This window comes from Pseudomonas sp. efr-133-TYG-23 (assembly GCF_030209215.1).
GTDB classification, from domain to species: domain Bacteria; phylum Pseudomonadota; class Gammaproteobacteria; order Pseudomonadales; family Pseudomonadaceae; genus Aquipseudomonas; species Aquipseudomonas rhodesiae.
Genome location: NZ_JARVSL010000047.1, coordinates 24,658 through 36,309, shown reverse-complemented (window position 1 = coordinate 36,309; position 11,652 = coordinate 24,658). Strand labels below are relative to the sequence as shown.

Genomic DNA, 11,652 nt, shown 5'->3' with positions numbered 1-11,652 from the left:
CCTCAGGGTTTGCGCAGCAAATAGGTGTCCATGATCCAGCCATTGGCTTGGCGCGCGGCCTTGCGCACCCGTTGGATATCTTCGGCCACGTCAGCCACTTTGCCGCTGATGAGGATTTCATCCGGCGTGCCCAGGTAGGCGCCCCAGTAGATGTCCAGGTCTTGATCGGCGACGGTGCGGTAGGAGTCTTCGGCGTCGAGCATCACCACCAGGGTATCGGCATCGCTGGCCTGCCCCGCCGCCAGGCGTCGCCCGGTGGTGATCTCCACGGACTTGCCGATGCGGTTCAACGCCACCTTATGCTGGGCCGCCAGGGCCTGCACGCTGGTGATGCCGGGGATTACTTCGAACTCGAACACACACCGGCCACTGGCCAGGATCGCCTGCAGGATACGAATGGTGCTGTCGTACAGCGCCGGGTCGCCCCAGGCCAGGAACGCACCGACTTCGTCATCAGCCATTTCCTCGTTGATCATGCGCTCGAAGGTGGCTTGCTTGTCGCGGTTGAGGTCTTGCACGGCGGTGGTGTAGTCGATATCGCCGCGCACGCGCTCGGGGCAGTCGGCCTCGACGAAGCGGTAGCCGGGTTCGGTGATGTAGGTCTCGCAGATCTCGCGGCGCAGGTCGATCAACTTGTCTTTGCTCTGGCCTTTGTCCATCAGGAAAAACACGTCGGTGCGATTCAGCGCCTTCACGGCCTGCATCGTGATGTAGTCAGGGTTGCCGGCGCCAATGCCGATGATCAGGATGCGTTTCATGGGGTGCTCTCAGTGCGGGGCGTGGATTTTGCCATGTTCACGGCTTGGGCGTGAGTTTCCAGACGCAGGCGCCACACCTCATTGAAGCGCAGCTCGGTGGCCGACAGTGGCTCGACATCGATGCGGTAGAACATCGACATCGGCAACGCCATAACCGATAGCAGCGCCGCACGAATCACAAACGGATGGGTGACGGCCACCACATGGCCCGGTTGCCCTTCAAGGGACTTCAGCCACAGCGCCACCCGCGCGCACAGCTGGTCGACCGACTCGCCAGCGTGGGGCGCACTGGCGCTGTCGGTGTGCCAGGTACTCAACTGGGCCGGCTCGATCCGGCCAATATCCCGGCCCTTCCAATGCCCCAGGTCGAGATCGCCCAGGGCCTGGTGGATCTGCACCGCCGCGCCGAACAACCCCGCCGTCTGCCGGGTACGCGCCTCCGGCCCACTCAACAGTTGCGAATTGGGGCCGTATTGGTCGGCCAGGGACAACGCCGCGCTTTGCCAATCCATAAGCACCGACTCGTCATCGGCAAAGCGCCCCTGCTTTTGGTGGGGGGTGACGGCATGGCAGATCAGGGTCAAACGGGTGGCGCGCATCGCAGGCGGCTCCAACGCAGCAGTCAAGACCGGCAAGCCTGGCGCAGTTGCCGCCAGGACGCAACGACGGCTGCCCGATGGCACTAGTCAAACCAGTCGCGCCGCCCCTCGAATGTTCCGACGATCAGCTCGACGATCATCTGCACCGCTTCGGGGTGGCGCACCTGCGCATTCACCGCCAACCAGACCTGGCGCTGCATGCTGTCGGCCAGTAACCCCGGCAGGGCCACCAGGCCGCGGTCGACACTGCTCATATACTGCGGCAACAGACCGATGCAGGCGCCGCAGCGGATCATCTCCAGCATCAGCGCATAAGCGTGCACCTGCACCATGGCGGCCAGCCGTTGCTGCACCAGTTGGTTCCACGGTTGCAGCGCATCGACCTGGGCATCGGGTTGCCATTGCACCAGCATGTAGTCATCCAGGTCTTCCACACTGTCCGGGCGGGTGGTCAGGCGTGAATAACGTTTGGCGATATGCGGCAGGTAGCGCAGGCGCGCCAGGGCCTGTGGCGCGTGGGTGGCAAAACTCGGGCCGGATGCACGCTCGTCCATATCAGCCAGCCACAGCACCACGTCTGCCTCAACGGCGTGCAGGGATAGATGGCTGTCGAGGGCGATGATCTCCAGGCGCACGCTGGCGTTGCGTCGCAGCAAGGCGATCAGGTCGCGCCCGAGGATGTCATGCAGAATCGGCGCGGCCACCGCCAGGCGAATCAGCGGCTGCTCCACCACCGGCAAGCGCCGCTCATTGGCCAAAGCGAGCAGTTGCGCCTGCAAGTGCTGACCGTCGCGGCTGAGCACCAGGCCGTTGCCGTGGTAGCTGAACAGCCCACGGCGCAGCTGTTCTTCCAGTTGCGCCAGGCGTTTGCGCAGCAGGGTTGCCTTGACGTTCAAACTGCGCGCCGCCTGCATAAAACAGCCGCAACGGGCGCTCACGAGGAAATAGCGCGCCACCTCCGGGTCGATCTCATCGGCCAATGCCAGCCAATTGCGCCGCGACTCGGCGGGCACGCGATAGGCGGCGGTGCCCTGTGGGCCGGACGGTTCCAGTAATGCCATGGCAGACTCCTTGTCTTGTGGGTCGGTGCATCCAATGCCGCTTGCCGCGTGTCACTCCAGCACTTTGTTGAGTTCGGCGCCGTCGATGCTCAGGGTCGCCGTGTTGAGCATGCCCTCCAGATAAGCCTTGGCGATCTGTTCCTGGCGTTGGGCACGCAGGGCCTGGGTCAAGCGTTCACGCACCTCGTCGAGGGTGGCGGTGCGCGCCGGTTGCTGGGCGGTGAGTTTCAGCACATGGAACCCGGCGGCGCTTTGCACCGCGTCCGAGACCGCGCCGACCTTGAGGCGCGCCACCGTCTCGCGCACCTGAGGCACCACTTGCTGCAAGGGTTGCAAGCCCGAATCGCCACCGCGTGCGGCGGTGTCCGGGTCCTGGGAAAACTGCGTGGCCAGGGCGGCGAAATCCGCCGGCGCGGCCTGGGCCTTGCGGCTCAGCTCTTGGGCCTGGCGGCGTACCGTCTCCAGGCTCTGAGGGTCATTCACGCTGAGGAAGATCTGACTGACGCGGTACAACGGCGGCGTCACCCATTGCGCCTTGCCGCTGTCATAGGCTTGCTGCAATTCGGCGGCGCTGGGGTAATCGGCCGGCACCTGACTGACCGACAGCATGTAATCGCGGAACACGATCTGCTCAGTGGCGGCGCGGGTCTGTTGCTCGACCTCCGGGCGTTGCCGCCAGCCCTGGGCGTCGGCCTGTTCGAGCACGGCCTTCTGCGCCAGGCGCGAGCGAATCCAGGTTTCCAGCGCGCCGCGGTTGCCGCGCAGTTGCTCGCGGGTTTCGGCGGGCAAGCTGGCCAGCACACTTTTCAGCTCTTGCGGGTCGATCTGCTGGTTGCCCAGACGCGCCACCGCCGGGCCCGCAACGCTGGGGCTGGCCACCGGCGCCGGGGCTTGTGCGGCGACCGGGTCGCTGCCCGGGCGCAGGCTCAACCCCACGGCCACCACCAACAGGGCCAGCGCACCCGCGCCGACCATCAGGGTTGGCTTTTTCACAGCGTTGCCACCTCCTCTTCAGCCACCGCCGGAGCGGCGCTTTGCGCCTGCAGCTGCGCGGCGTTCTGGCTGTATTCGCGCAGGTAGACGATAAACTCCTGCAACAGGCGGTCCCACAACTCCAACTGACTGCGCAGATGAGTGGCCGCGACACCCGCCACCACCACGTCCATTTCCATCAGCAAAAACTCGCCTTGCAGCGACAGCCGGGCGAAACGGCGCGAAGCGTTCCACACCTGGGCCAGGCCCTCAGGCAACTGGCCCTGCACCCGCAGCGCGCAGCTGTAGGTGAAATCCACATAGGCGCCCTGCTCCGTCGCCGGGTTGCCGAAGCGCACGGCAAACCCGATGCCCTGGCTGGCGCTGAGCAATTGCACGATGCCGTTCTGGTCGGTCTGATTGACCCGGTAGCCGGCCTCTTGCAGCAGTTCGGTCAGGCTCTGGGCGGTGACGTGATTGATCAATGCGTTCATGTTCGGTGCTTCCTTGTCGATCAGGGGTGGGCGCCCGCCTGGGGCGCATCGAAACGGCTCTTGTACAAATCGTCGCCAAAGCCCTGGGCCAGTTCTTCGAACTTGACCCGCGCGCTGCTGGCGAAGGGCTGGCGGATGCTCATCACCTCGGCCACGTCGATTTTTTCGTAGGCCGCCAGCAGCTGCCGGGCCACGCCGTACATCTGTTGATTCTTGACTGAACATTGCTGCACTTGTGTGTCACGTTCGGCCAATTGCGCCTGCAAGCGCGCACGCTCGGCCTCCTTGCCCTTGGCCAGCACCAGCAGTTCGTCATAAGCCTTCTTGAACTTGCCGATCTGCTCGTTACTCGCCGCCACTTGGGCCTGGGCCTGGTTGTGCAGGCTCTGTTGCTGGCCGGCCAGCTGCTCGGCCACGCCGCGCGCCTTGTTCAGCTCGGCGGTCAGTTGCTGGATTTGCACCTGGGCCTGCTTGGCCTGGTTTTCGGCGGCCAGCCGCGCGGCACTGGCCTGGGCTTGCTCGCTTTGCAGGGCCTGCAATTGCTGGGTGGTGCTGCGCAGTTGCGTGCGCAGGCGCTCCTCCATGCCTTCGGCCGAGGCCGCGCCGGCGACCAGCAGCAATAACAACCCGCAGATTCGCGTGTTCATGGTGCATCTCCCTGCGCATCAGAAGCGCGTGTTGAGTTCCAGTTGCATCACATCGACTTCGAACGGCTGGCCATAGACTTCCGAGGCGCTCAACCAACGGGCGCTGGCGTAGATGTTCTTTTCGATGCCGTAGTTGGCGCCGATGAAATAGCCCTTGGCGTTGGTGCCGCCCAAGTGGAACGAGGAATCGTTGAACCCGTCTGGCAAGGCGTCGGGCTGGATGTACTTGTAGCCGGCCAACAGGTTCCAGTCGCCGCGCTTGCGCATCTCCAGCGCGCTGCCGAGGGTGAACGAGACCATCAAGGCATTGCCGCCACTTTCAAACTGGCCGTTGCTGTTGATGTTGTTGACGATCTGGCCCTCGCTGCGCTTGAGCATCTCGCCTTTGTCGTAGGCCAGGTTGTGGATGAAGTTGGCCTGGGTGCGCAGCTTGAAGTCGCTGGGCAACTCGCTGTCCCATACCGCGTTGAGGTCCAGCACGTTGAACTTGGAGGCCAAGCCGACGTATTGCGGTTCCGGCGTCGTGCCGGGCGTGGCCGGGTTGGGCGTGATATTGCGCAGGTTGAACACGCTGTTGCCCTTTTGCATAAAGGCCACCCGCGTGCCGTCGGTGTCGCAGCCGGGTTGACCGGCCCATGGGCTGCACGGGCTGGAGCGCTCGCCTTCGATGTCCTGGAACTGGTAATAGGCCGCCGCGAGCTTGAGCGTGTTGGCGCGGTTGATCTTCCAGTCCGCGCCGATCTGCCCGCCAAACAGCCACTTGGTGTCGCTGCTTTCCTTGTCGATGCCGTTGCTGCTGGCGGTGTCGGAGGTGTACTCCACCGGGAACGCGCCGAGGGTGCCGAACAGGCCCCATTCGTTGTTCAGCCGATGATTGAAGATCGCCGCCACACCGTCGAAGTTGAGGTCGTTGGAATACATCATGTCGGTGGAATAGAACGGGTTGCCGATCCGCCCGCCGGTCAGCGTCACCCCGTCGGCGGCTTTCCAGCTCAGGTAACCCTGATCGAGCCAGATGTCTTTTTTGCCGAAGCCACCGCCCAGGGTCTGGGTGGTGGACACTGGGTTGTTGTCCGAGCCCGTGCCCAAGCGAATGCCCGCGGTCCACTCCGGCGAAATCACCGCTTTCATGCCCAGGCGTGCGCGCAGGCGGAACAGGTTGGAGCGGTCCTCGCGGGTATTGAGCAACGGCGGGAAGCGCGTATTGGAGCTGGGGTTGACGTCATACGGGCCGTTGTCGTTGAGCTTGGCGTAGTCGGTGATGGTGTCGTCGTTGCGCCCTGAGAAGTAACGCGACTCGTCACGCAAGCGGATATCGCCATCGAAACTCACGCGGGACACCCAGTCCGGGAACGTGTTGGGTTGCGCCCAGTTTTCCTGTTTGGCAGTGGCCATGACCTCAGCCTTGACCTGGTCGCGGATCTGGTCGCGCACCGCCTGCGGCACATACTGCACGCGCACATCCCCAGGCGCAGTGGGCGGGCCGCTGGCGACCACCGGCGCGGCATTGGCCTGGCGCGCCTGCTGGGCCTCTTTTTCGGCCTGGGCGATCAAGCCGTTGGCGGTGTCCTGGGTGAGCACACCTTGCTGCACCAACAGGCGGATCAGGTTGACGGTGACGTTTTCCGAAGGCGCCACCGGCGCTGCCGCCGCGGTGCCGACGAGGGTCGCGATGACCATGCCGACCGCCAGGGTCAGTCGATTCACGGGGGAAATCATGTGTACGCAACTCCTGTAAAAAACCGTAGAAAAAGGGTTCGATCAATCCGGGCGACGGCCCTTGAGCGCCAGGCGCACCGGCATGGTCACGGCCGCCGGCACTCGTTGTGTGGCATGGGGCGCACGCAGGGCCGCCAGCACTTGGGCGTCGGTCTGGGCATCGCCGCTGGACTTGACCAGCTCGGCGCGCACCACCTGGCCCTCGGCGTTCAGCCATAAATCCGCCTGCACCGCATACGCCTTCTTGCGCAGCTCGGGGTCGTCGCGCAGCAAGCGTTGAAACACGCCCGCCAGGTATTGCTTGTAAGTGCCGGTACCCAGGCCACCGCCGCCGGACCCGGCCATGCCGCCGCCCTTGCCCGCGCCGATGTTGAAACCGTCGGTGCCGGACTGGGCGTCGCCGTCGATCTGCATCGGGTTGGCCAAGTCATCGGCTGGTGACGGCGGTGCCTCCTCGGCCGGCTTGACCTCTTCCGGCGCCGGAGTGGGCTGCGGCTCAGGGATTTTTTCTTCCACCTTGGGCTCTGGTTCCTTGGGTTTTTCCGGCGGCGGTGGTGGCGGAGGCGGCAACGGAATGATGGTCGGCACCTTGGGCGCCTCGCGGCGCACGCCGCTCATGTCGTTGGCCCACTGCCACAACAACCAGGCGGCCACGGCGCCCAGCAGCAGGCCGGCGCCCCACTTCAGTGGGCGCAATGGCCGTGGGGTCTTGGTCGGCGGTGTGATCGGCATCTGTGCGGTCATGGCTCAACCCTGGCTCGGTTTGCCGGTGACCAGCCCGACCTGGGACAGCTCCAACCGGCGCAGCAGGTCGAGCACTTCGATGACTTTCTGGTACTGCACCATGGCATCGCCACGCACGATCACCGGGAAGTCCGGGTTCAGCGCTTTTTCGATACGCAGGCGCTCTTCCAGCTCGCCGAGGGTCACCGGGTAGGCATCGAGAAACACCTGGCCGCCGTCGTTGACGGAGATGGCCTTGGTCTTGGCCTCCGATAACGACACCGAGGCGCTGGCCTTGGGCAGGTGAATCTGGATCCCCGACACCTGGGCGGTGGCGGTGAGGATAAACATCACCAGCACCACCATCAGCACGTCCACCAGGGGCGTGATATTGATGCTGTCGACGGCGGCATCATCGTCATCGTCGTGGGAGGCATTTACGGAAGCCATGGCGATTCTCCTCAGGCCGGAACCGATGCGTGCGGCGCGCGCCGATGCGCCGCTTCACTGTGCTGGCTTTCGCCGTGCATCTCGGCCAGGCGGGTGATGAACTCGTCGACGAACACCCGCATGTCGGCGCTGACTTCCTTGTTGCGCGTGATCAGGCGGTTGTAGCCGAACAGTGCCGGGATCGCGACGAACAGACCCATGGCCGTGGCCAGCAAGGCCGCCGCCATGCCGGGGGCGATGGCATTGATGTTGACGTCACCGGCCATGGCCGTGCCGAGGAACACCACCATGATCCCCAGCACCGTACCCAGCAGGCCGATATACGGGCCGCCGGCGATGGCATTGGACAGGGTCGAGAGCTTGGCGCTGAGGGCCTGGTTTTCGCGGGTACGCACACCGTCCATGGAGCAACGGATGGCTTCGATGGTGGCCGCCGAGACCGACGAGGTGTCGGCCCCCTGGGCGCGGCGGGTGCGGATTTCCTTGACCGCCACGCAATACAGGCGCCACAGCGAGGAGTGGCTCAGGCGCTCGGCGAGCAGCGCATCGTCGTAATACATTTCCAGGCGGGTGCCGATTTGCGCGAACTGCTCACGGAACGCTCCGTTGGCGCGGCTGACCCGGCTGACCTGGCGGTTCTTGCGCAGCATGATGAACCACGACTGCACCATCATCGCCACCAGCACCAGAATGATTACCCAGGCATCCACCGGCACCGCGTTGAGCAAAAAGCCCAGGCTGCCGAAGCCAAAGCCGGACTGTTCTTCATCCACGCCATACGCCACCAGCTTCGACTCGGCGCCCTGGGCACTGGCATCGGCCAGCAACAGGGCCGCCGGCCGCGCCACCTTGGACAGGCGCAGCTCGTCGATAGCCCCGGCGAACGGCAGATACGTGCTCGCGGCGTCCGGCAGGTCGGCGCCGATAGCCAGTGGCGTATTGAACGCCGGCAGCGCCACGCCCAGGCGTGCGGTTTCGCGGCCGTTCACAAACAGCAGCCCATTGGCGCCCTCGGCGGTGAACGCCAGGTGCTGCCATTGTCCGGGGTTCAACTGCTGGGTCGACACCGCACGTTGCCCATCGACTTCCACAAACGGCACACCCTGGTTCAACCCCAGCAGCAGGCTGTGAGCACCGTCGCGGCGGGCCAGGACGATCTGCTCGCCACTGGCCTGGTCCAGACGCAGCCAGGCACTGAAGGTAAACGCCGCGCCGGCGGCGTGTTGCAGCGAGGGGCTGGCCGGCAGCAACAGCGCCTGGCCGCCAAATTGCAGCGCGCGGCCGATCACGCCGTCGATGCTGCTGCCGGTGGCGTTCGATGCGGTGTTGGCATAGGCCGTGGTGTCGCGCGGCGGCGTGGCCGGGGCTCCGTCGAAGTGGTACAGCGCGGTGTAATCGGGGTCGAAGGTCAGTTGGCCATTGGCAGTGGCCGGGGCCTTCTGGTTGCCGTAGTACATCCACAAATCCTGGCGTTGGCCGCCTTCGACCTTGGGTACATCGACCCAGATCAGCGCCATGCCCATCAACGGGTCGAAGCTTTCGATCTGGTGGTTGAACACGGTCTTGTCATCGGCACTCACGAAGCGCAGGTCGGCCCCGTCTTCCTTGACCCCGTCAAAGCTGAAATTGCCGGTATGCAGGCGCACCAGCAGCGCGGTGCGGCCCAGGGCCTGGTTGATCGCGGCGCCTTGGGCGGTGGTGTCCACGGAAATCTGTTTGCGGTAATGCCAGTCATCCTGCCACCAGGCGTGGGCGGTGGCCGGGAGCGCGAAGCCCAGGCAGATCAACAGGCTCAGAAATAGGCGTTGCATGGGTGAAGTCTCCGGAAGAAAAAGTCAGAAAGTCGCCTGCACACTGAAGTGCAGCCGCGAGTCCTGTTTCTGGGTGTTCGGTCCATCGAGCAGCGGGTAGCCCCAATCCAGGCTGCCGGACAACCATTTGCTCAAACTGGCGCGGGTGCCCAGGCCGACGCTGGCCAGGCTGTATTCGTCTTCTTGCTCGGGCAGCGGGTCGAGCAGACGCAGGCGCGCGCCCTCGGCGAACGCGTAAAAGCGCCACTCCTGCACATAACTGCCGAGGAACTTGGCCAGGGACGGCGTGCGCAGTTCCTGGGAGAGCAAATAGCCCTCGTCCCCGGTGCGCTCGGCCGCCAGATAGCCGCGCACTGACGTGGCGCCCCCGGCCGAGTACTGCTCGTTGGACACCAGCGGCCCCGAGGCCAGCTGGAAGCCGGCCTTGGACGCCGATTGCCAGTCGTTGGCGAAGGTGTAGGTGTAATTCAGGTCGCCCTTGAGCACGGCAAAACTGGCGCTGGCCTTGTAGCGCTTGTACGCAAACGCGTCGTCGTCGCTGCCGTAGCCAAAGAACGCACGGGTGCCGACCACCAGGTTCAGGCCCAGGCCCAGTTGGGACTGTTCGGTGTAGCGGTAGCCGTTGTAGCCCAGGGTCAACGGCGCGTACTTGAGCGGCACCTGATCGCCGCTGGCGCCGAAGTTGAGCTGCTCGTCGAAGTCCTTGAAATCCACGCCGAGGGAGAACGAGTTGGCCCAGTTGTCGGCGGCCGGCAGGTTGTAGATCGCCGACACTCCGTACGAATGGCCCTTGCCCAGCACGTTGCTGCCGCCGATGGTGGCGATGTTGCTGTCGGACTGATAACCGGAGAACTGCAAGGTCCAGCGCTCATTCAGCGGCGCGCTGTAAGTGGCCGACCAGACCTTGGCGTTCTCGGTCTCCTGGGGCGCTGTGAAGTAGGTCAGGGAAATGCTGTGGCCCAATTGCCACAGGTTGTCATAGCCCAGGGTGGCGACCGAACGCAGCTTCTCGGTGTCGGCGCTGTAGTCGTTGTTCAGGCCCAGGCTGGCGTGCCAGGGGTTCTGGTCTTCCACTTGCAGGTCCACGTCCATGGTGCCGGGCCGCTGACCTTCGCGCACCAGCGGCGTAACCTGGCGCCCCGTGCCGCGATTGAGGCCGGCCAGTTGGGTTTGCACGCTGGCGAAGTCCGGCACGGCGCCCTCCTCCAGCGCCGGCACCTGCTCGCGGATCTCCACCGGCGAGTAATGCTTGGCGCCCACCACGCGCACCCGGCCGACCTTGGTTTCGCTGACCTGCAAATAGACGATACCGTCGTCGACCTTCTGCTCCGGCAACTCGACAAACACCGACTGGTAACCGCGCGCCTGGTAGATCTTCTGCAACGCATCGCGGGCGCCTTCGATATCGTCCAGGGTCTTTTGCGGGCCCAGGAACGGGTACACCGCTTCCTCGATGGTCGCCGCGTCGAGCACGGTATTGCCGCGCACGAAGTACTCGTTGACGTCCACCCGGCGTACCGGGGCGTCGCCCTCGGCCAGCGCCGGTTGAACCGCACTCCACAGCACCAGGCCGCACAGCGCCAGCGTTGATTTGAACAGATGCTCCACACCGCCCCCTGAACTAGTTATGTTGTGCGTCGCCGCGCTATGCGCTGCGTCTGGCCGGCTCAATGGCTAGCGATCGCAGGGTTGCCATGCCGTGCCAGCCAGGTGTGCAACAGGGCGAAGTTCAAGGAGAACTCCGGCATGTGCAGCAAGGCGCCACAGAACACTTCACCGATGATTTTCTGAATCAGTTGCACCGCGCGCGGGTTGCTCAGCAGCGTGGCGATGTCGCGGGTCAGCACCTGGATGCTCCAGACCTTCTGGTTCAACCCCAGGCCGACGAACCAGCGGAACAGCAGGTTGTAATTGAGCTGTTCATGCAGTTGCTGCTCGCTGGGCACCGAATACAGCAATTGCAGCAGCAGGATCTGCAGCACGGTCTGCGGCGCGATCGTCATCGACGGCTCGGCCGCCAGCCAGTCGCGGTGCTGGTCGAGCGCCTCGTCGATCTGCGGGCGCAGCAGCACCAGGGAATGACCGGCGGGGATGTAACTGGAGACCTCTTTTAACGCGCCCTGCCAATCTTCCTGGGACACGATCCACACCCAGGGCGCCCCGTAGCGATAGACCGACACCGGCTTCTTGCGCGCCGCTTCGACGATCTTCGACAGGCGCTGATCAAGCTCCTGCATGCCCACTTTCGAATAACGTTCCATAGTTCCCATTGCCCCACTCCTGGCCTGCCGCATGCGCGTGATGAGCACCTTGTGGATGCTGTCGAGCGCGTTACACAGGAGAGACGGGAGTGGCCATGGGCTACCGAACTTTTGTCATGAAAGCTTCATTTGGGATTGGGTCGGGGGCATTTACGCG

12 protein-coding genes are annotated in these 11,652 nt (G+C 64.5%); all 12 read right to left on the bottom strand.

Annotated elements, in window-relative coordinates; all coding sequences use genetic code 11:
• Positions 1-2 precede the first annotated feature (2 nt).
• Entirely contained in the window at positions 3-758 is a 756-nt protein-coding gene (gene cobF, locus QRN41_RS25190) for a precorrin-6A synthase (deacetylating) (protein WP_040267982.1), read from the bottom strand.
• Positions 755-1,357: a histidine phosphatase family protein gene (locus QRN41_RS25185; RefSeq protein ID WP_167418372.1), complete on the bottom strand. Its 603-nt coding sequence runs from the start codon at positions 1,355-1,357 to the stop codon at positions 755-757. Before QRN41_RS25185 ends, cobF begins: the two co-directional genes overlap by 4 nt.
• 83 nt (positions 1,358-1,440) lie before the next feature.
• On the bottom strand, positions 1,441-2,418 hold the full coding sequence (locus tag QRN41_RS25180; RefSeq protein WP_047882897.1) for a LysR family transcriptional regulator: 978 nt from the start codon (positions 2,416-2,418) through the stop codon (positions 1,441-1,443).
• Positions 2,419-2,469: 51 nt separating this feature from the next.
• Positions 2,470-3,411 carry a peptidylprolyl isomerase gene (locus QRN41_RS25175; RefSeq protein ID WP_167418373.1) on the bottom strand — a complete coding sequence of 314 codons (942 nt, stop codon included), beginning with the start codon at positions 3,409-3,411 and terminating at the stop codon, positions 2,470-2,472.
• Positions 3,408-3,884 carry a YbjN domain-containing protein gene (locus QRN41_RS25170; protein ID WP_034138689.1) on the bottom strand — a complete coding sequence of 159 codons (477 nt, stop codon included), beginning with the start codon at positions 3,882-3,884 and terminating at the stop codon, positions 3,408-3,410. The genes QRN41_RS25175 and QRN41_RS25170 overlap by 4 nt, the downstream gene beginning before the upstream one ends.
• Positions 3,885-3,904: 20 nt before the next feature.
• Complete coding sequence (locus tag QRN41_RS25165) at positions 3,905-4,531, bottom strand: hypothetical protein (protein ID WP_047882895.1); 627 nt, start codon at positions 4,529-4,531, stop codon at positions 3,905-3,907.
• A gap of 18 nt (positions 4,532-4,549) precedes the next feature.
• Positions 4,550-6,250, bottom strand: a complete 1,701-nt coding sequence (locus QRN41_RS25160; protein WP_034138691.1) for a putative porin — start codon at positions 6,248-6,250, stop codon at positions 4,550-4,552.
• Between the two features lie 42 nt (positions 6,251-6,292).
• Positions 6,293-6,994, bottom strand: coding sequence for an energy transducer TonB family protein (locus tag QRN41_RS25155; protein ID WP_034138692.1), 702 nt, complete (start codon positions 6,992-6,994; stop codon positions 6,293-6,295).
• Between the two features lie 3 nt (positions 6,995-6,997).
• The gene (locus QRN41_RS25150) at positions 6,998-7,423 is read right to left on the bottom strand and encodes an ExbD/TolR family protein (RefSeq protein WP_010211136.1); all 426 of its coding nucleotides are present in this window, start codon (positions 7,421-7,423) and stop codon (positions 6,998-7,000) included.
• 11 nt (positions 7,424-7,434) lie between these two features.
• A complete protein-coding gene (locus tag QRN41_RS25145) occupies positions 7,435-9,234 on the bottom strand; it encodes a DUF2341 domain-containing protein (RefSeq protein WP_167418374.1) in 1,800 nt (599 codons plus the stop codon).
• Positions 9,235-9,258: 24 nt separating this feature from the next.
• Positions 9,259-10,842: a ShlB/FhaC/HecB family hemolysin secretion/activation protein gene (locus QRN41_RS25140; RefSeq protein WP_167418375.1), complete on the bottom strand. Its 1,584-nt coding sequence runs from the start codon at positions 10,840-10,842 to the stop codon at positions 9,259-9,261.
• A gap of 59 nt (positions 10,843-10,901) precedes the next feature.
• The gene (locus tag QRN41_RS25135; RefSeq protein WP_034096922.1) at positions 10,902-11,495 is read right to left on the bottom strand and encodes a transposase; all 594 of its coding nucleotides are present in this window, start codon (positions 11,493-11,495) and stop codon (positions 10,902-10,904) included.
• Positions 11,496-11,652 lie beyond the last annotated feature (157 nt).